This is a genomic window from Vibrio sp. F13, assembly GCF_020806305.2.
Classification (GTDB): domain Bacteria; phylum Pseudomonadota; class Gammaproteobacteria; order Enterobacterales; family Vibrionaceae; genus Vibrio; species Vibrio crassostreae_C.
Genome location: NZ_CP170175.1, coordinates 3,251,787 through 3,272,720, shown reverse-complemented (window position 1 = coordinate 3,272,720; position 20,934 = coordinate 3,251,787). Strand labels below are relative to the sequence as shown.

15 protein-coding genes and 1 pseudogene are annotated in these 20,934 nt (G+C 45.4%); 6 read left to right on the top strand and 10 right to left on the bottom strand.

Translation table 11 applies throughout. The annotated features are described in order from the left end of the window. Nucleotides 1–39: 39 nt before the first annotated feature. From LMH68_RS14965 to LMH68_RS14930, 8 genes are all read right to left on the bottom strand, one after another. Nucleotides 40–486: a hypothetical protein gene (locus LMH68_RS14965; protein ID WP_050648228.1), complete on the bottom strand. Its 447-nt coding sequence runs from the start codon at nt 484–486 to the stop codon at nt 40–42. A 147-nt stretch (nt 487–633) separates the two neighbouring features. After that, nucleotides 634–2,538, bottom strand: a complete 1,905-nt coding sequence (locus LMH68_RS14960) for a propionyl-CoA synthetase (RefSeq protein WP_017063816.1) — start codon at nt 2,536–2,538, stop codon at nt 634–636. A gap of 118 nt (nt 2,539–2,656) precedes the next feature. Beyond that, nucleotides 2,657–3,829 (bottom strand): 2-methylaconitate cis-trans isomerase PrpF, encoded by a 1,173-nt coding sequence (gene prpF, locus LMH68_RS14955; RefSeq protein WP_229648226.1) that lies wholly within the window; start codon nt 3,827–3,829, stop codon nt 2,657–2,659. A 9-nt stretch (nt 3,830–3,838) separates the two neighbouring features. After that, complete coding sequence (acnD, locus tag LMH68_RS14950) at nt 3,839–6,475, bottom strand: Fe/S-dependent 2-methylisocitrate dehydratase AcnD (protein WP_229648227.1); 2,637 nt, start codon at nt 6,473–6,475, stop codon at nt 3,839–3,841. A gap of 101 nt (nt 6,476–6,576) precedes the next feature. After that, the gene (gene prpC / locus LMH68_RS14945) at nt 6,577–7,791 is read right to left on the bottom strand and encodes a 2-methylcitrate synthase (protein ID WP_229648228.1); all 1,215 of its coding nucleotides are present in this window, start codon (nt 7,789–7,791) and stop codon (nt 6,577–6,579) included. Nucleotides 7,792–7,937: 146 nt separating this feature from the next. Further along, nucleotides 7,938–8,834, bottom strand: coding sequence for a methylisocitrate lyase (gene prpB, locus LMH68_RS14940; RefSeq protein WP_229648229.1), 897 nt, complete (start codon nt 8,832–8,834; stop codon nt 7,938–7,940). Between the two features lie 100 nt (nt 8,835–8,934). Beyond that, the gene (locus tag LMH68_RS14935; RefSeq protein WP_017065771.1) at nt 8,935–9,654 is read right to left on the bottom strand and encodes a GntR family transcriptional regulator; all 720 of its coding nucleotides are present in this window, start codon (nt 9,652–9,654) and stop codon (nt 8,935–8,937) included. Between the two features lie 393 nt (nt 9,655–10,047). Next, entirely contained in the window at nt 10,048–13,221 is a 3,174-nt protein-coding gene (locus LMH68_RS14930; protein WP_229648230.1) for an HD domain-containing phosphohydrolase, read from the bottom strand. A gap of 497 nt (nt 13,222–13,718) precedes the next feature. Between LMH68_RS14930 and LMH68_RS14925 the strand changes: the two genes are divergently transcribed. The 5 genes from LMH68_RS14925 (at nt 13,719) to LMH68_RS14905 (ending at nt 18,364) form a co-directional block, all read left to right on the top strand. Next, nucleotides 13,719–14,690 carry a tripartite tricarboxylate transporter substrate binding protein gene (locus LMH68_RS14925; protein ID WP_229648231.1) on the top strand — a complete coding sequence of 324 codons (972 nt, stop codon included), beginning with the start codon at nt 13,719–13,721 and terminating at the stop codon, nt 14,688–14,690. Nucleotides 14,691–14,934: 244 nt separating this feature from the next. Continuing rightward, the gene (locus LMH68_RS14920) at nt 14,935–15,435 is read left to right on the top strand and encodes a tripartite tricarboxylate transporter TctB family protein (protein WP_004733594.1); all 501 of its coding nucleotides are present in this window, start codon (nt 14,935–14,937) and stop codon (nt 15,433–15,435) included. A 10-nt stretch (nt 15,436–15,445) separates the two neighbouring features. After that, nucleotides 15,446–16,966: a tripartite tricarboxylate transporter permease gene (locus tag LMH68_RS14915; RefSeq protein ID WP_229648232.1), complete on the top strand. Its 1,521-nt coding sequence runs from the start codon at nt 15,446–15,448 to the stop codon at nt 16,964–16,966. Nucleotides 16,967–17,158: 192 nt separating this feature from the next. Beyond that, entirely contained in the window at nt 17,159–17,917 is a 759-nt protein-coding gene (locus LMH68_RS14910) for a sulfite exporter TauE/SafE family protein (protein ID WP_229648233.1), read from the top strand. Nucleotides 17,918–18,172: 255 nt separating this feature from the next. After that, entirely contained in the window at nt 18,173–18,364 is a 192-nt protein-coding gene (locus LMH68_RS14905; protein ID WP_017059711.1) for a hypothetical protein, read from the top strand. A 116-nt stretch (nt 18,365–18,480) separates the two neighbouring features. Here LMH68_RS14905 and LMH68_RS14900 read toward each other — a convergent pair whose 3' ends face one another. After that, nucleotides 18,481–18,894 (bottom strand): VF530 family DNA-binding protein, encoded by a 414-nt coding sequence (locus LMH68_RS14900; RefSeq protein WP_010438513.1) that lies wholly within the window; start codon nt 18,892–18,894, stop codon nt 18,481–18,483. Between the two features lie 239 nt (nt 18,895–19,133). Between LMH68_RS14900 and LMH68_RS14895 the strand changes: the two are divergent. After that, a pseudogene (locus LMH68_RS14895) lies at nt 19,134–19,340 on the top strand (metal-dependent phosphohydrolase); the annotation flags it as partial. Between the two features lie 138 nt (nt 19,341–19,478). On the opposite strand, the gene gnd reads toward LMH68_RS14895, so the two are convergent. Beyond that, nucleotides 19,479–20,927, bottom strand: coding sequence for a decarboxylating NADP(+)-dependent phosphogluconate dehydrogenase (gnd, locus tag LMH68_RS14890; protein WP_017059712.1), 1,449 nt, complete (start codon nt 20,925–20,927; stop codon nt 19,479–19,481). Nucleotides 20,928–20,934 lie beyond the last annotated feature (7 nt).

The window sequence follows — 20,934 nt, the reverse complement described above, 5'->3', positions numbered from 1 at the left end:
ATCGCGCTTTCTCTATAATTCTTGCCTTTCACATATCTCTTAGCCTTTAGACCAAAAGTTTTGCATGTTTGCTACGCTAGGTGGTGGCCTAACACCACAATCTCGATAATGATTTTTATCGCCGATCCCCAGTATCTTGCCATTTTCGTCATCAATCATAGCCGCAACTTTAACACCGTCTCCCACATGGCGAGTTAACACGACAATTTCACCAGCTCTTTCAGACCTTACTGCGCCTAAGATTTGATATTCGTAGCGGCCTTTCCTTGAATTAACGATCATCTTCGAGTTAATAGGGTCGGCTTCATATCCCACACCAATATCAAAAACCGCTTGATAGAGATCGACGCCAGTCTTTGATACACATTTAAATACCTTGGGATGACTCAAAGGTTCTAACAACGCTCTACTCGCTTCATCCTTTGAAATACTGGCACTAGCAGCACCACTGACCAATAAAGCAATCAACAAAAAGTAAGCTCGCATAAAAAGACCTCAATATGTGGGATTCATAATGAAGTCATAGTAAACGCAATGGATAAGCGGATGAATAAAGTAGAGTTTAGGTAAACCATCACGCCGGATTATGTATAAATCAACAAGCCGAAGGTGAGATTACCTAAACTGCGACGTCTATTTGCCGAGCTTTTCAGCAATTTCAGTTAAGCTGGTAGGGTCGTCAATAGTTGAAGGCACCACATATTGTTCACCTTCTGCGATCTGCCGGATCGTTCTACGTAAGATCTTACCTGAGCGTGTCTTAGGTAACCTCTCAACAACCAAGGCTTGCTTAAAACAAGCTACCGCGCCGATCTCATTACGAACCTTGCCAACCAATTCCCTTTGCAACTCAATGCCATCGACTTTTACGCCATCTTTTAACACAACTAGACCTAAAGGAAGTTGTCCTTTCAAGTCATCGTGAATCCCGACTACCGCACATTCTGCAATGGCTGGGTGACCACCCACGATCTCTTCCATTTCTCCAGTCGACAGACGGTGTCCCGCTACGTTTATCACATCGTCGATACGACCCATAATAAATAGATACCCATCTTCATCGAGATAGCCACCGTCCCCAGAAACATAATAGCCTGGGAATTGGCTCAGATAGCCAGATTCAAATCGATCATGATTACGCCAAACCGTTGGCAGACAACCGGGTGGTAGTGGACGTTTGAGTGCAACAAAGCCTTGCTGATTAGGCTGTGCCGTTTCACCCAATTCATTAAGAATCTCGACTTGGTAACCGGGCACAGGCTTAGTTGAAGAACCTGCTTTCACTGGCAAAGATTCCAGCCCTGTCGGATTGGCAGAAATAGCCCAACCCGTTTCGGTTTGCCACCAGTGGTCAATAACCGGTTTATTGGTATGAGACTCAACCCAATCCAATGTTGGCGGGTCCAAACGCTCTCCCGCCATAAAAATCGACTTGAGCGATGATAAGTCATACTTGGTGAGTAACTCGCCTTCAGGATCTTCTTTCTTGATAGCTCTAAATGCCGTTGGCGCAGAAAATAACACATCGACGTTGTACTCTTCACACACACGCCAGAATGCCCCCGGATCTGGCGTTCTAACTGGCTTTCCTTCAAACAAGATGGTTGTGCAACCATGAATCAATGGCGCATACACAATATAGGAATGCCCCACTACCCAGCCGACATCAGAAGCCGCCCAAAACACACCATCTTGCGGCATATCGTAGATAGTGCTCATCGAGTATTTCATCGCGACCGCATGACCACCATTATCGCGCACCACGCCTTTTGGCTTACCCGTCGTCCCTGATGTATACAAGATATATAGTGGGTCAGTCGCTAGAACAGGCACACATACGTGAGGCAAAGCATCCTCAACAGCTTGCTGCCAAAGTACATCGCGTTCGTTGTTCAACTCGGCTAGAGACTGCTCTCTTTGGAATACCACCACTTTCTCAGGCTTCCAGCGGCTGTCCATGATCGCGCGATCGACCATAGGCTTATATGGCAAGACTTTGTTTATCTCGACACCGCAGGAGGCAGTAATCAACACCTTGGGCTCGGCATCTTCAATTCGAACGGCAAGCTCATGAGGAGCAAAACCACCAAACACCACCGAATGCACCGCGCCTAGTCGTGCACAGGCCAACATTGCCATCGCCGCTTCAGGAATCATTGGCATGTAGATCACCACACGATCACCTTTGGTAACGCCTTGCGTGGCTAACATACCAGCGACTTTAGCCACTTGGTTACGCAATTGATTGTAAGTGTACGAGGATTGAGTTCCTGTAACTGGAGAGTCGTAAATCAGTGCGGTATTGTCACCTCGCCCATTTTCACAATGATAATCCAGCGCGAGCCAGCAGGTGTTCATCACCCCATCAGGAAACCAACGCTCAATTCCGTTATCGTCAGTTTGTAATATCGTTTTTGGTGGTTCAAACCAATCTATCGCTTGTGATTGTGTTTCCCAAAACGAATTTGGGTCTTCCCTCGCCCATTGATACTCGGTGATGTAATCTGTTTTTCTAGTCATTCGATTCGTAGCAGACATAGTGCCTCCTCCATGATTTATCCATTAGTCCAAGCGACTAGCTTTTAACAGTTTCACTTGGGTGCACTCTTTTCTCAGCGTTGTATTCGTGAACATTTAACCGTTCACGACAATCGCTTTACTTGGGAAAAGGCACACGAATGGCACCTTCCATGATCACTCGGGCACTACGACTCATAATCGCCCTCTCTATTTTCCACCCACTTTCGGCCTGCAGCGCTTTCGCACCTACCTTTAAGGTTCCTGACGGGTGTCCAAAGGTCACGAAATCACGACTTCCCTCACCGGCTGCCAAGTTCACTAAGGTGCCAGGAACACTTGCCGCTGAAGCAATAGCAACCGCAGCCGTACCCATCATGGCATGGTGCAGTTGCCCCATAGACAAAGCACGCACCAGAAGGTCAGTATCTTCGACAGCAACCGATTTACCACTGGAAGCTTGGTACGCTTGAGGCTTAGCAACAAACGCGACTTTAGGTGTATGTTGACGTGATTCAGCTTGTTCTAAAGAATCAATAAGACCCATTGCTACTGCACCATGTGCTCGTATGGATTCAAACAGAGCCAAGGCTTTGGTATCACTATTGATATCTGATTGAAGTTCAGTGCCTTGGTAGCCAACCGATTCAGCATCAACAAAAATGGTGGGTATCCCAGCATTAATGTATGTCGCTTTGATGCAACCCAGATCTGGAACATCTAAAAAATCGACAACATTCCCTGTCGGAAACATTGAACCACTCGCATCGGCGGGGTCTAGAAAATCAACTTGGATCTCAGCGGCGGGGAAAGTGACACCATCGAGCTCAAAGTCACCCAACTCTTGGACTTCACCACCAGCGATAGGTACATGAACAATAATGGTTTTCTCTATGTTCACTTGCCATACTCGCACCTCGACCACGCCGTTTTCTGGAATACGATTCGAGTCGACTAGGCCACTATGAATAGCAAATGGGCCCACTGCAGCAGACAGATTGCCGCAGTTACCGCTCCAATCAACGAACGGCTTGTCTATTGCTACTTGGCCGAATAGGTAATCAACATCGTGATCGGCTTTACTACTTTTCGAAACAATAACGGTTTTACTGGTGCTGGATGTTGCGCCACCCATGCCATCGGTTTGTTTGCCATAAGGATCTGGACTACCAATCACGCGCAGAAGTAATGCGTCTCGAGCTTCTCCGGCAACTTGCGCAGCTTCAGGTAAGTCACTTAAGTTGAAAAAGACACCTTTGCTTGTTCCGCCCCGCATATAGGTAGCAGGTACTTTTAACTGTTTGATGTTCATAACTAGCTCCTAATTTGCAAGAAAGTCTTTGGCGAAACGTTGCAACACGCCACCAGCGCTATAAACATTCACTTCGTCTGCCGTGTCTAGTCGGCAGGTCACAGGAACATCAAGCTTTTCACCGTTTTTACGAGTGATGACTAGAGCCAAATCAGAACCCGCTTCAATGTCGCCGTAAACGTCGTAAAACTCGGTACCGTCGAGTTGCAAGGTGTTGCGATTAGTTCCCGCTTTAAACTGCAAAGGCAACACGCCCATGCCAACTAAGTTGGTTCTGTGAATTCGTTCAAACCCTTCTGCCACAATTACTTCAACACCCGCTAAGCGCACACCTTTGGCTGCCCAGTCACGTGACGAGCCTTGCCCGTAGTCTGCGCCAGCAACGACAATCAAAGGTTGTTTACGGTTCATGTAGGTTTCTATCGCTTCCCACATTCGCGTAACTTGACCTTCGGGTTCAACCCTTGCTAGTGAACCTTGAACGACTTCTCCTGCGTCCTTCACCATTTCGTTGAACAGTTTAGGGTTGGCGAAGGTTGCTCGTTGGGCGGTTAAGTGATCGCCTCGATGGGTCGCGTAAGAGTTAAAGTCCTCTTCCGGCACTTCCATTTTGGTGAGGTATTCCCCCGCAGCGCTCGAAGCGAGAATCGCATTTGAAGGGGATAAGTGATCTGTGGTGATGTTGTCACCCAAAATCGCTAAAGGTCTCATACCAGATAGGCTTCGCTCTCCCGCCAGAGCTCCTTCCCAATAAGGTGGTCTGCGAATATAGGTACTTTGAGGTCGCCAGTCATAAAGCGGTTCAGTAGTCACCTGTTCCTCGTCTGGCTGGAACATTTTCACGTAGATTTGTTGGAATTGCTGAGGCTTAACATGTTCACCGACCACTGCATCGATCTCTGCATCACTCGGCCACAAGTCACTTAAATAGATCGATTTTCCGTTGCTGTCTGTACCTAAGCTGTCTTTTTCGATATCAAAGCGAATCGTACCAGCTAAGGCATAAGCGACGACCAATGGCGGTGATGCTAAAAACGCTTGTTTGGCATAAGGGTGAATTCGACCATCGAAGTTTCGATTCCCCGATAGCACAGCGGTTGAATATAGGTCACGGTCGATGATCTCTTGTTGAATTTTAGGATCCAACGCACCACTCATTCCATTACAGGTTGTGCACGCATAACCGACGATACCGAAGCCTAGTTTTTCCAGTTCAGGCAACAAACCGGCGGACTCAAGATAAAGCTTGGCAACTTTTGAGCCTGGCGCGAATGACGTTTTTACCCATGGCTTACGAACTAATCCAAGCTGATTGGCCTTCTTCGCAACCAATGCTGCGGCGACCACGTTTCTTGGGTTACTGGTATTGGTACAAGAAGTAATCGCCGCAATGATCACGGCACCATCTGGCATTTGTTCATCAGAATATTGTTCAGCGTGTTGCTCTTTCCAAGAAGCTTGGCTGATGCCTTGTTTGGCAAGTTCACTGGTTGGTAAACGACGATGTGGGTTAGACGGCCCTGCAAGATTGCGTTCAACCTTAGACAGATCAAACTCTAATACCCGTTCGTATTGAGCAGAATCGAGATCGTCAGCCCATAGCCCGGTTTGCTTGGCGTAGCGTTCAACTAATTCAACCTGCTCCGGCTCTCGACCGGTGAGCTTCAGGTATTGAATAGTCTGCTCATCGATGTAGAACATACCTGCTGTCGCGCCGTATTCTGGTGTCATATTCGATATAGTGGCGCGGTCGCCAATGGTCAGTGCACGAGCCCCTTCACCGAAGAATTCCAAATAGCTTGAGACCTCTCTCTCATTGCGAAGGAACTCAGTAATGGCGAGCACAATATCAGTAGCCGTAATACCTTCTTGCCTCTGACCTGTAAGTTTAACGCCCACGATGTCAGGCAAACGCATCATCGACGGACGACCGAGCATCACAGTCTCAGCTTCCAAACCACCTACACCTATTGCAATAACACCCAGAGCGTCAACATGAGGAGTATGACTGTCGGTGCCGACACAGGTATCAGGAAACGCGATTCCTTCTTTAGATTGAATCACTGGAGACATTTTCTCCAAGTTAATCTGGTGCATAATTCCATTACCCGCAGGAATCACACTCACGTTTTTAAACGCGGTTTTACACCATTCAATAAAATGAAAACGGTCTTCGTTTCTGCGCTCCTCAATCGCGCGGTTTTTATCAAAGGCTTCGCTATCAAAGCCTGCATGTTCCACTGCCAGAGAGTGATCAACAATCAATTGAGTTTCGACAGCGGGGTTCACATTGGCAGGGTCTCCGCCTTGGTCGGCAATCGCGTCTCTTAATCCAGCCAAATCTACTAGGGCTGTTTGACCAAGAATGTCATGACATACCACGCGCGCAGGATACCAAGGAAAATCTAAGTCGCTCTTGCGTTCAATGATCTGTTTTAAGCTGCCTTCAAGGGTTTCAGGATCACAGCGTCTTACTAATTGCTCTGCCAATACTCTCGACGTATAAGGCAAGGTTTTATAACTGCCCGGAGATATCGCTTCTACCGCTTCGCAAGCATCGAAATACTCTAAATGGGTTCCGGGTAAAAGTTTCCGGTACTGATTTTTATCAAGGTACTGAGCTTGTTCAAGTTTTACATCAGACATACATCCACCATTATCTGTTAAATTCTATTCGTTGGTTCTTGAGGCCTTGTCATATGAAGACGGAAGTCACCTCAAGACATAAGTCGGCTCGATATAGAGAACTAACGTAAGTGGATTGGTAGCCAGTCTTGATGCTCTGGGCCGGTGTAGTCTGCACTTGGACGAATGATGCGATTATTTTCTCTCTGTTCGAACACGTGCGCCGTCCAACCCGTAAGGCGGCTCATCACGAAGATAGGAGTAAACAATTTGGTTGGGATGTCCATGAAGTGATAAGCCGACGCATGGAAGAAGTCAGCATTACAGAACAAGCCTTTCTCGCGCTTCATTACCGCTTCAACACGCTCAGAAACGGCGTAAAGCTGCTTATCTCCCACTTCTTGAGCTAACTCTTTTGACCAACGCTTGATTAGCGCATTTCGCGGGTCGCTTTCACGATAAACGGCATGACCGAAGCCCATGATTTTGTCTTTGTTAGCAAGCATCTGCATGATGTTAGTTTCTGCTTCATCAGCGGTTTGCCAATCTTGGATCATTTCCATCGCCGCTTCATTCGCACCTCCATGTAAAGGGCCTCTCAACGTACCAATCGCTGCGGTGACACACGAATGGATATCAGACAGGGTTGATGCACACACACGAGCGGCAAAGGTTGAAGCATTAAACTCGTGTTCCGCGTATAGGGTGAGCGAGCAATGCATCACCTTCTTATGAAGTTCACTTGGAGTTTTGTCTGTTAGCATTTTCAAGAAGTAGCCACCCAGACATGCTTCGCTTTGATCTTCAGTGTCAATGCGCACGCCATCATGACTAAAGCGGTACCAGTAACAAATAATCGCAGGGAAAAGCGCAAGCATTCGCTCAGTCGCAGACAGTTGCTCAGAAAAATCTGACTCTTGCTCTAGATTACCTAGCATTGAACAACCCGTTCTCATCACATCCATTGGATGAGCGTCTACAGGGATAAGCTCTAGTGCTGCTTTCAAAGGTTGAGGCAAGCCGCGCAAACCAATCAACAACGTTTTGTAATCGTCTAACTCTTTTTCACTGGGCAAATGACCTCTTAGTAACAGATGCGCCACTTCTTCGAACTGAGCATGATTAGCAAGGTCGGTTATGTCATAGCCACGGTAGGTCAAACCCGTTCCTGACTGGCCTACGGTACATAGCGCCGTGGTTCCCGCACTCTGCCCACGTAGACCAGCACCACCGATTGCAGGTGCGCTAGCTGGTTTGATTTCGGGTTTTTCGCTTTGTTGTTGGTTTTCTGTTGAAGCCTTTTCGACAGCTGCTTTATCACTCAAAGATACAGACATGGTGAACTCCTTTTCTGTGTTAGTCGCCTGCACTCTTTGGTGCTGCCTGTTTATGTGTCCGATGATCTTTATCATCGATACTGGATATGGCGACTAACCATTTCACGTTATTGGATTAAGTTGATTTTTGATTAATTGAAACCGGTTTACCCTTCGCTTGAAAACAACTGATCAAGCTTGTTCTCGTAGTCGTGGTAATTAAGGTGTTCGTAAAGCTCCTTACGGGTTTGCATTGAATCCAACAGAGCTTCTTGATTGCCTTCAATTAGCAAGTGCTTGTAAACATTCTCCGCCGCTTTGTTCATCGCACGGAACGCACTCAATGGATAAAGCACCATGTCGACACTTGATTGGGCTAACTCGTTACAGCTGTAGAGTGGTGTTTGGCCAAATTCAGTGATGTTCGCAAGAATAGGCACGTGCTTGCCCGTTGCTGATTTCAGCGCTGCCGAGAACTTCACGTATTGATCGAGTTGATTCATCGCCTCAGGGAAGATCATGTCTGCGCCCGCTTCAACACAAGCTATCGCTCGCTCAATTGCGCTATCAATGCCTTCAACCGCCAATGCATCCGTACGTGCCATAATCACAAAGCTTTCATCGGTTCTAGCATCGGTTGCCGCTTTGACTCTATCGACCATCTCTTGCTGACTTACAATCGCTTTATTTGGTCGATGACCACAGCGTTTCTGGGCCACTTGGTCTTCCATATGGATTGCTGCTGCGCCTGCCTTCTCCATAACGCGAATCGTACGTGCAATATTGAATGCGCCACCAAATCCCGTATCGATATCCACCAGCAATGGCAGATCACACGCGTTGGTAATACGTTCAACATCTACCAACACATCGTTCAATGTGGTGATGCCTAAATCAGGCAACCCATAAGACGCATTGGCGATGCCTCCGCCAGACAAATAGATCGCCTGATGCCCCAAGTTCTTTGCCATCATCGCGCAATACGGATTCACCGTACCGACGATCTGCAATGGGTCGTTGTCTTGCACAGCTTGTCGGAACTTAGCTCCTGCTGATAACTTCATAATGACGCTCCCTGTTAATTGTTTATTTCTAGCTAACCTTTAAGACTTACGGCTTTTGGTTATCGCCAGCACTGATCCGCTGACAGATTCCAATGGTCGCTTAATCAAGATCTTTGGATTGAATTTGTTGTTCTATCAGCAATCGACTGCCCGAGATGTGTCGTCGCATTAACATTTCTGCTAGCTCTTCATCGCGATTACGAATCGCTTGTAGGATGTATTTGTGTTCATCGAGCGCCTCTTTTGGTCGAGACTGAGCCCTAGGCGATTGATAGCGGTACATGCGTAATAGGTGATAAAGCTCATCACACAGCAGCGAAATCAGTTTGCTGTTACGACTCGCTTTAATAATGCGGTAATGGAAATCGAAATCCCCATGTTGATGAAAGTAAGAAGAACCTTCGACTTCATCGATGTATTTTGAGTGTGTCGACAATAATCCTTCAAGCCCGACAAGCTCTTCTTGTGTGATATGTCTTGCTGCTAAGCGAGCCGCCATGCCTTCCAATGCCTCTCGCACCGCGTACAACTCGAGTAGTTTGTCTGCCGAAAAAGTAATAACTCGAGCCCCTACATGAGGAATGCGTTCAATCAAGCCAAGCCCTTCAACACGCATTATCGCTTCACGTAATGGGCCTCGGCTTACCTCAAAGCGTTTAGCCAGTTCAGGCTCCGAGATCTTACTGCCCGGTGCTAATTCACCGTTAACAATCGCCTCAACGAGGTACTCAGTGAGGTTTTCTGATTTAGTGTTCTCTTTATCGTTCACACGTGTCTTCGTGTTTGCATTTAAGCTGAGATCTTTTATCGCAGTATTCATATTCACGCTGCTCACTTCTGATTGCTGAACCTTAATTGTCAACAATTTCATAACATGAACATAAAATACACGATTGAATTGTCGACAATCAAGCCAATTGTCGACAATTCAGACTAAGGTAGTATTTTTCATAGACGATTAAAACTAATCCAAAAGGACACTACAAACAACTCAACCATCTGTTATTTATCGATTTAATCAGAGTAAGAGTCACTAACCCCCTATCTACCCTAAAATCATTTGAAATCGATATGTCGACAACTTATAGCCGAAACTTGTCAAAAGCAGCCCCCTTCGTATCTATCCACCAGCTCACCGATAAACAGATATAAAAAAGGCGCACTCATGTGCGCCTTTCATTCATCGAACCCGTTCTAACAAGCCAACCTTTAATCAAGCTATCTGACGAGTAACTTCTAGGTATTTGTTGATATCAACGAAATCAATTTGTTCCGGTTTGAGATACTCTTCTGCATAACGCAGGTGAGTACCGCTGGTTAAGAACAATCTAAACAGTTCGATATCGAGATGCTCGTCCAACGCCATTTTGTACATGATGTCGACAGCAACACTGATTGGCTTCGCCTTCTTATAAGGCCTATCCGCAGCAGTTAACGCCTCAAAAATATCGGAGATCACCAGAATACGTTCTGGGATTGAAAGGTCATCACCAGTCAGCTTCCTTGGATATCCCGTACCTTTGAGTGTTTCATGATGCGTCGAAGCATAGCGAGGAACACGGCTTAGTTCTTTCGGGAATGGCAGGTTCTCAAGCATCTTAATCGTGCCAAGCATATGCTCATTTATCTTGAATCGGTCTTCAGCAGTTAACGTGCCACGTGCAATGCTCAGATTGTAGACTTCGCCTAAGTTGTATAGGTGCTCCGGCACATCCATTTTGATTTGATATTTCGGGTCGAACTCTAACGGCCTATCTCTTTTCACTATATGTTCAGGCTTATCACTTAACAGCAGCTCTGTCGCTGGCAAGCTTGAACTCGATTCTCGATTCAAGGCTTCTATCGGTGATAGACCAAGTTGGTCATCAAAATTACGCATCCAAGTCGTCTCAGCGATCGAACGAATACGAGCAACTTTGTCGTCACTCATGAACTCACCACCAACGTTCGACGTAGCGATAAAGGCAAAGTCATCTTGTAGCTGCTGCTTCGTTGCCGTAAGTTCATCGGCTATCAGTTGCGTTGATAGCGTACCATCAAGTTGTTTTCTCAAAGCGGTGATTTCCGCATCACGCCAAAGTACTTCAAATCGAGTTCTCACCTCGTGGATTCGGTTGTAGTTCGCTTCTAACTTCGTACCTTTATCGACGATGTGTTCCGGTGTCGTGATCTTGCCACAATCATGAAGCCAAGCCGCAATTCTAAACTCACGGCGTTCGTCATCATTTTTAAACTCAAAGTCTTTGAAGTGCTCAGACTGCGATTGTTCCGCCGCGTCAGCCAGCATCAAGCCGAGTTCTGGTACACGATTACAATGCCCTGCCGTATAAGCGGACTTATCATCGATCGCTTGAGCGATGAGCTTGATAAACGACTCAACAAACGCCTCTTGCATCTGTTCATGTCGTTTAATCTCCATAGCCATATCTTTTACAGCAACAGATAATTCCCACACTTCTTTGATTCGAGTATCAAGAATTGTCACGTTGTCATAATCACGCAGCTTAACCTTATGAGTCTCTTCCTCTAATTGGCGAATTGGATGCACTATCGGCGCACCAAAAACCCAAGCAATAGGCAACGTCAAACTCATCAGTAACACCGTTACACCAACAGAGGTTGCTAGACGTTTATTGACTGTACTGAAGACTTCAGATTCGGGAATCAATACCGCAAAATACTCAGAGTAGTGTTCGCCCGTGTCTATTTTCTTTAAATAGAGATGCTTGATCTCGCCATTCAACTCTACCCTTACCATACTGCCTTCAACCGTTGCTTCCTTAGTCAAATCATAAAGTTCAGTATAAGGAACCGTCGTATTCGTATTAAAGCCGGTATCATGCAGCCACTTTTTCGCTAAGGCATCAAGTTGTTCACCACTTAACTTACTGATAGCTTGATCAATGATTGGGAGCAATTGTTTATGCTTGCTCTGCAGCACCAAATGGAATTGGTTTGAGTAGTTCTGTTTTAGATCTTCTAGAGTCCCATTGACAACAAGGCCTGGCTGGAAAAACCTATCTAATGCAAACGAGAGTACGGGTTCTGCTTCTAAGAAAGCAAAGTTCTCTTCGCTTTCAATTGAATTAAATGCAGACTCTAGGTTTTCAAATTCAACTAAATCAATGTTCGGAAAATCCTCTCTCAACTTAGGAATAATTGACCACCCAGATAAAATGGCAACTTTTTTACCCTCAAGCTCGGCATAATTAGTGACAACCTTCGCGCCGACCCTTGTCACGATAGAAAATGGCAATTCATAAATTGGAGTCGTGTATAGGCCATCTATGCCATTATTTTTATAATGTTGAACCGATTGCAGGCCATCAATACTTCCTTCTTGAAACTTACTGACAAGCTCGCCCCAAGAGAAACCATTAACAAATTCAAACCTGATCCCTGTCATCTCACCAATCATTTTAAGAAGGTCTATCGCATAGCCGTTTGGTTTTCCCGCCACTGAAAAGTCCATCGGCCCCCAATCATTTTGATTAGACACTAACAGCGGAGGGGTATCGTTAATCAAGGCTTGCAGCTCAGACGATAGCATCAATGTTGATACATCAAACTCCGATTCCTGATTGTTAACCTTGAGGTTAGACGCAATAATATTACCCGATTTCGAATATAAGAAAGACTCAACCTTACTGTCTTCTGCTAAGCCAAGCGCCGTACCTGATAGTTTGCTAGCTAAAGAAGACAACACAATATCAATACCAATCACATGTTGAACTTCAGATTCGATTTTCGAATCAAACGCTAAAGAATAAGTTTGCCCGGTAATTTGTAAATGCTGGAAAAGATATGGCTGAGTTTTTTCGACCGACTGAACATTGGCAGAAACATACCAAGGCCTGGTTGTTGGAAGGTAGTTGCTCTGCTCCGTAGTTGAGTTTCTTAGCGTAAACTCTTGGTCAAAATATTTCGTCGTACGGACGCGCTCCTCCCCTATATTATGAATCTCAACCACAACCCAACGGTCTTTTTGTTGTGCACCGATTTTTTCTCTAACGACAGGGGCAGATTCTAGATTAATAATTTGGAAGAAGTTTTCATTAGATGAGCCAATGTAAATACTATAAAAGAGAGGGTTATCTTTAATTGCTTCTGAAAGAATACTACGCGACTCTTCTTTCGATATTTTGTTACTTATAGAACGTTTCACTGAAGAAAGTAAACGCGCCGTATTGGCTGCGTCAGAATCAACCGCGCCGATATAGTTACTCAGCTCTTGGGACACCATCGTCAACTTTGATAGGGTATTCTCAGTCGCCATTTTTTTACTGAAGTAATATTGCAGTGAAACCGCAACAACAGCGGTAAGAAATGTCGCGAGTAAAAACATTCCTCCAACAGTAAATCGTAACGAAATTTTTTTTAATGCCATTATTTCATCCTTGAATAATCGCCAACTCCAAAGTTAACAGCCTAGCGCAATCAATACCGCTTAAGTTGCATATCAACTATAGTAACTCTATTCCACATCTAAAATCTAACACCTCTATACACCTGACTCTTTTGCAGAAATAGTTATCGTAGTCACATCTAACAATATAGACCAACAACCAATGCACTCGAGTAGAAAACGCTAGTTAAATCCAACCTTTGTCAATGAATTCAATCATTCTGAGACAATAACTACGATTTTAGAATCCAGATATCATTCAACAGTAAATGGACAAAAACACGTTACCGTGAACTTTATGAACAATATTAATCCAATGTTCTTTATTCTCAATATCGCCGCATTACAGACATTTCATTAACACACCGTTAACTTTAGCTTCATCTGCTAAGCAATATCCTACTCATCTGTTTAGTAGCTGGAAATAAAACATAAGTTTCTCTCCATTGAAGAGATCCCCTACATAAGGAACGTGAACCATGTTCAAGGCACTGAAACCTACTCTTGCGGCTTCTATCATCACAGCAACCTTTTCTTTCAACACTTTTGCTGCTGACGTAGAAAAAATCCACTTCCTAATCCCTGGCGGCGCTGGTGGTGGTTGGGATATGACAGCTCGTGGTACGGGTGATGTATTGGTGAAATCAGACATCGTAGAAAATGTCTCTTTCCAAAACCTGTCTGGTGGCGGTGGCGGTAAAGCGATTGCTCACCTAATCGAAACAGCACAACGCCAAGAAGACACGCTAATGGTGAACTCAACGCCTATCGTTGTTCGTTCACTAACAGGTATCTTCCCTCAATCTTTCCGTGACCTAACTCCGGTAGCAGCAACCATTGCCGATTACGGCGCAATCGTCGCTCCTGCGGATTCTAAGTACGACACTTGGGAAGACGTCGTTAAAGAGTTCGAAACCAACCCACGTAAAGTGAAGATTGCTGGCGGTTCAGCTCGTGGCAGCATGGACCACCTTGTAGTAGCGGCAGCGTTCAAAGGCGAAGGTTTTGATGCGAAGAAAGTACGTTACATTGCCTACGATGCTGGCGGTAAAGCGATGGCGGCACTGCTTTCTGGCGAAACACAGCTGCTTTCAACGGGCCTTGGTGAAGTACTAGAGATGTCTAAATCTGGCCAAGTAAAAGTGCTTGCTGTGACGGCTCCAAAGCGTCTTGACGCTGCGCCTAACATCCCAACACTGACTGAATACGGCAACGAGACAGTATTTGCTAACTGGCGTGGTTTCTTTGCGGCACCGGGTACAAGCCAAGCAAAAATCGACGAGTGGAACGAAGCGCTTGGCAAAATGTACAAAACCGATGAGTGGCAAGTGGTTCGTGACCGTAACGGTTGGATCGACAACTACAAAGCTGACAAAGATTTTTACGCCTTCCTAGAAGACCAAGAAAAACAGATGGGCGATCTAATGCGTGAGCTTGGTTTCTTGAAGTAACCAACAACCATAGAGGGCTTATGTGCCCTCTTACTCTTTCCTGTTTCGCCGTGCATGAGTTAACTTCAAACTCCTTTGTTTATTCGTAGACGTATTACTAACGCTTGCCGATTCGTTGTAAACGCAAGTGGCTGATAAACCAGTACCGTAATTCGCTTACCTTTGGTTAGTGATCCCAGACATTTCATTGACTCGCTCATGTACGGCTTTTTTACTTTTTATACCACCCCAAATGGAGTTGGATATGTCGGACTTACCAACCAAATTTCTGAGTAAGGAATCTTTGCTTTCGAAGGATCGCATCGGAGCCATGCTCTTTATGCTTGCGTGTTTATGCTATGGCTACCAAACCACGCTGATTCCTTTGTTCCCCGGTGACGAGTACGAACCCTTCACAGCAAGAACCTTACCTATCCTGCTAACGTTTATCGGCATTGGCCTTTCGTTGATCCTGCTTATAACCGGACAGCCAGATAAAAAAGTCACATGCGACACTACGCCGTTGAACTGGAAACTGCTTATTGGCTTCTTGGTGTTAATGGCTCTGTACGGTGTTGGGCTGACTTATCTTGGCTTTGTTTTAGCAACCAGCTTCTTCTTACTTGCAGGCTTTTACCTACTGGGTGAGCGCCGCAAAGCTGTCTTATTTGGCGCGTCGTTTCCTTTCGTTATCGCGTTCTTTCTTTTATTAACTCAAGGCTTAGATATCTACCTAGAGCCTGGTTTAATCTTCACTCTTTGGTAGGGATAACATTATGTTAGACGGAATTTTACAAGGACTTTCGACCGCCGTGATGCCAATGAACATCATGATGGTAATTGTTGGCTGTTTTGTTGGTACCTTTATTGGGATGCTACCGGGACTCGGTCCAATTTCAGCAATCGCGTTGATGATCCCGATTACATACGGCCTAGACCCTTCTTCTGGCCTAATCTTGATGGCTGGTGTGTACTACGGCGCTGTATTTGGTGGCTCGACGTCATCAATCTTAATCAACGCTCCAGGTTGTTCTTCAACGGTAGTAACCGCATTCGATGGCTACCCGATGGCACAAAAAGGCCAAGCGGGTAAAGCACTTGCACTCGCGGCTTACTCTTCTTTCACTGGCGGCACGCTTTCGGCAATCATGCTTTTGATTGCGGCTCCGGCTTTAGCAAGCGTCTCATTGAGCTTCCAGTCTTCAGACTACTTCGCATTGATGTTGTTAGGTTTATCGGCAGTAGCGGCGTTTGCGGGCCCAGGTCAGGTAATCAAGGCATGGATGATGACCATTCTTGGTTTGATGCTATCTACTGTTGGCATCGACAAAGGGGTTGGTGTTGAACGTTTCACGTTTGGTCTAACAGACCTGATGGATGGCTTTAGTTTCCTACTTCTTGCTATGGCAACCTTCGCTTTAGGTGAGACTTTAATGGGTATTCTAAAACCGGAGAAAGACACCAGCGCGGAAGAAAGCCAAAAGATGTCGGATATTGGTAGCATGAAGGTCACCAAAGAAGAGTTCAAAGAAGTGGCACCAGTTTCAATTCGATCTTCTATTCTCGGTTTCTTTACCGGTGTTCTACCGGGCGCAGGTGCCACTATTGCGGCATTCCTAAGTTACGGTATGGAGCGTAGCCTCGCGCCAAAAGACAAGCAGAAAGAGTTCGGTAAAGGCAGTATTCGTGGTCTTGTGGCTCCTGAATCAGCAAACAATGCAGCTTCAAGTGGTTCATTTGTACCGCTGTTAACACTCGGTATTCCGGGCTCTGGTACTACAGCAATTATGCTTGGTGCATTGATTGCCTACGGTATTCAGCCGGGTCCTCGCTTGTTCGTTGAGCACCCAGACGTATTTTGGTCGGTGATTATCTCGATGTACTTTGGCAACATCGTGCTGGTTATCTTAAACCTGCCTTTAATCCCTTATATTTCTAAACTGCTAGCGGTACCTAGAACGGTTCTACTGCCAATGATTATCTTCTTCTCAATCACTGGCGTGTACTTGGTGTCATTCAACACGATGGACGTATTTGTGATGCTACTGGTAGCGATGGCTGCGATAGCATTAAGGCTAGCCAACTTCCCATTGGCACCATTACTGTTAGGCTTCATATTGGGCGGCTTGATGGAAGAGAACTTAAGACGAGCATTGATGATCAGCGATGGTGAGTTGAACTTCTTATGGGAACGCCCTATTACGATGACCTTCACTATTCTGGCGGTATTGGTGCTGTCTAGCCCGATTCTAGTGAAACTATTTAAGAGTTTTAGAGCGAAGCCAGTAGAAGTGTAAAGCTTTATCGAATCAACTAAACCTCAACGAAAGGAGCCATTGGCTCCTTTTTTCATTTAAAGCCTCAATTAAAACCAGCGGTTAAAGATGGTAGCAAACTCACAAACCTATCTTTACAACACACATGGCGCTGATATTCATAACAAATTCAAGTAAGGTAACCAGTTAGTTAACGTATTGGATTCTAAAACTATGGATTGGTTGATTCTATTCTTATCAGGGGTGGTTGGCGGTGTGCTTAACTCCATTGCGGGTGGCGGCAGCTTCATCACTTTCCCTGCTTTGTTATTTGCTGGCGTTCCACCAATAGCAGCCAACGCGACCAATACCTTTGCTTCGTGTGCTGGATACATTAGCGGAGCCTACGCTCTGCGCCACGAAATTCAATCTGGTACTAAGCAGCTAAAACTGACTATAGCTTTATGTGTGATTGGCGGTGGTATCGGGGCATTTTTACTGCTGCACACACCAGAAGCTCTGTTCACTCAATCTGTCCCTTGGCTGTTGCTGTATGCTGCTCTGCTTTTCACGTTTGGCGGCACGCTCAATAAATGGCTTAAACAAGCTACAGCAAAACATAAGCACGCCACTAGCGCAGGCGCATTCTTTTCCGCTTTATTACTTTTGATTGTCTGTATCTACGGTGGGTATTTTAATGCAGGTTTGGGCATTGTGACATTGAGCTATTTGGCGCTGGCTGGTTACACCAACATCAACGTGATGAATGGCATCAAACTGCTCGTGTCCGCGTGTGCTTCCCTCGCAGCGATCGTGTTTTTTATCGTAAATGGTTCGATTAATTGGCCGTCTGGCATGGCTGTATTATTGGGTACATTGGTTGGTGGTTATTATTCAGCAAAAGTCTCTCGCCGCATCCCACAACAATATGTTCGTAATACAGTGATCATCGCGAGTTTCTTAATCACCGCTTACTTTTTCTATAAAAACTAGGTTTTATGCTAAGTCAGTTTGACACTAATTAAACCCGAAACTGAATCTAATTCTAACTGGAAAACACAGCGGGAAAACTGACTCTCGCATTACCTATCTCGCTATTTTATTACTTATAAAATAACCGTGTCGATATGTGTGAGACGAGTCCTTTAATTAGTAAATTTGATAACAATTTAGACTGTTTTTTAGCCTTTATTTTGCCAAAGGTAGGATAATTCTCCTGTCGAAAGTGAGACTTCATTAGGAGGCGTTATGAACACTAAACTCGGTCATGTCATGTCATCAAGTCGACTCATTTGCTTTGTCGCTTTTCTTGCTGCCACATTCGCGTGGATCTTAAAAATGCCCGCTCTGTTTTCTGTGTCAGCGCTATTCTTACTGGTCAGTGCGATCGTTTATGTCACCGATCTTTGGAAGAACCAAAGAAAGAACCGCGAAGCTTAGCCAATTACGGTTTAATCGAACGCATTAAAAAAGGAGCTCATAGGCTCCTTTTGTGTTTTTCGCTTATCTAATTAGGCGTACTAATCGTCGACGCCTTATCTAACGACGCCTTCTTATTAACGACGGAAGTTACGACCGTTACCGCCGCGGCGCTCTTTAAATGCAGACGCAGCTTTAGCTTGAGAAGCGTGGATAGACTCAACCGTTAGTTCCATTGGCTCACGAGGCTCTAGCCCATGGCGGAATGTACGTGAACGCGGAGGCATCTGGTATTCGATGTCCGATGCTTTAGGCATGCGCTTGAAACGGTAAAGGTAGAAGTTTTCAACCTTCTCACGAGCCCATTCGGTTTTCTTCAGGTATTTAACTGCGCTTGCCACTGTAGGCTTAGTGTTAAAGCAGTTCATACGCATTGCCGCATCTAAAATTTCCCAACCATAATGATCCACTAATTCAGTGATCATGGTTTCAAGCTTTAAGCCGTGTAGCGGGTTATTTTGTTGCAGTTCGATTCTTTCTTCTTCAGTCATAACATTACCTTTTTCAAGGCAACTAAAGGCCTTGAATTTACTCTAGAACACCGTCATCACTGACCGCTTCTAGCTCAATCATTTGGGCATTATTTCCATTGCCCTTGTTTATGTCTTTATGATGGCATAAAGCATGTGCGTTATCCTATTTATCTTTTCATTTAATTTTAAAATGGTTATTTAACGTCCAGATCATCATTAACAGCACTTTAGTTAAGCAATAGCGCATACGCTATTAACTGGCAGACGTATTCGATGCGTTAATGAGTAAAAGAGCCTATAAACACGCTTGGTCACTGAATGAGGTGATGGCCTATATAGAAGCAAACACTGGTTCAATGTTTGACCCAGAGTGGGTTGAAGCGCCTAAACAAAACCTAGACAGCTTTATGGCCATTCGAGATCAATACAACGACGATGTACAACCACATATCATGACCGCCTAAGCGATAATTAGTTGTGTGTTTGAAGTGACCATCTAAAAATACGCAAACCAACAAAAAAGGATGCCACTGAGGCATCCTTTTGTTTTCTAGTTTGCAGCTGAAAGAACAAATTTGTTCTCTACTGATTCTAACTAACGATTATACGTCGTAAGTTGTAGAAGCAGTATCGCCGCCTGTACCAGTCCAGTTTGTGTGGAAGAATTCACCACGTGGACGGTCAGTACGCTCGTAAGTGTGAGCACCGAAGTAGTCACGTTGAGCTTGAAGCAGGTTCGCTGGTAGACGTGCAGTTGTGTAACCGTCTAGGAAAGATAGCGCAGAAATCGTACATGGCATTGGGATACCAGACTCTAGAGATTTCGCTGCTACTTTACGCCATGCCACTAGGCTGCCTTGTAGGATGTTTTTGAAGTACTCGTCAGAACCTAGGAACGCGATGTCTGGGTTTGCTTCGTACGCATCACGTATGTTGCCTAGGAATGCAGAACGGATGATACAACCACCACGCCACATTAGCGCTACGTTACCGTAGTTTAGGTCCCAGCCGTTTTCGTTCGACGCTTCACGCATTAGCATGAAACCTTGAGCGTAAGAGATGATCTTAGAAGCCAGTAGAGCTTGACGTAGTGCATCAACCCACTCTTGCTTGTCGCCTTCAACTGGAGTGATTGTCTTCTCAAACAAAGCTTCAGCTTCAACACGTTGGTCTTTAAGAGCAGACAGGCAACGAGAGAATACAGACTCAGAGATCAGTGTTAGTGGGATACCTAGGTCTAGTGCGTTGATACCAGTCCACTTACCCGTACCTTTTTGGCCTGCAGTGTCTAGGATCTTCTCAACTAGCGCTTCACCGTCTTCATCTTTGTAGCCAAGGATGTCAGCAGTGATTTCAACTAGGTAGCTGTCTAGCTCAGTCTTGTTCCAGTCAGCGAATACTGCTTGCATCTCGTCAGCAGACATACCTAGGCCATCTTTCATGAACTGGTATGCTTCAGTGATAAGCTGCATGTCACCGTATTCGATGCCGTTGTGTACCATCTTAACGAAGTGACCAGCACCGTCGTTACCAACCCAGTCACAGCAAGGCTCACCAGCGTCAGTTTTTGCCGAGATACCTTGGAAGATTGGCTTAACCGCTTCCCAAGCTTCAGCCGCACCACCTGGCATGATTGAAGGACCGAAACGAGCACCTTCTTCACCACCAGATACACCAGTACCGATGAAGTGGATGCCTTTCTCACGACAATGCGCTACACGACGGTTAGTGTCTGGGTAGTTAGTGTTACCACCATCAATGATGATGTCGCCTTCGTCTAGAAGTGGGATTAGGTTTTCGATGAACGTGTCTACAACGTCACCAGCACGAACCATAAGCATCACTTTACGTGGCGCTTCTAGCTTCTCAACTAGCTCTTCTAGAGAGTAAGCACCAACAATGTTAGTACCTTTAGCTGGGCCTTCTAGGAACTCGTCTACTTTAGCAGCAGTACGGTTATGAGCCACAACTTTGAAGCCGTGGTCGTTCATGTTTAGGATAAGGTTCTGACCCATTACTGCTAGGCCAATTACACCGATATCACCTTTCATTATTTTA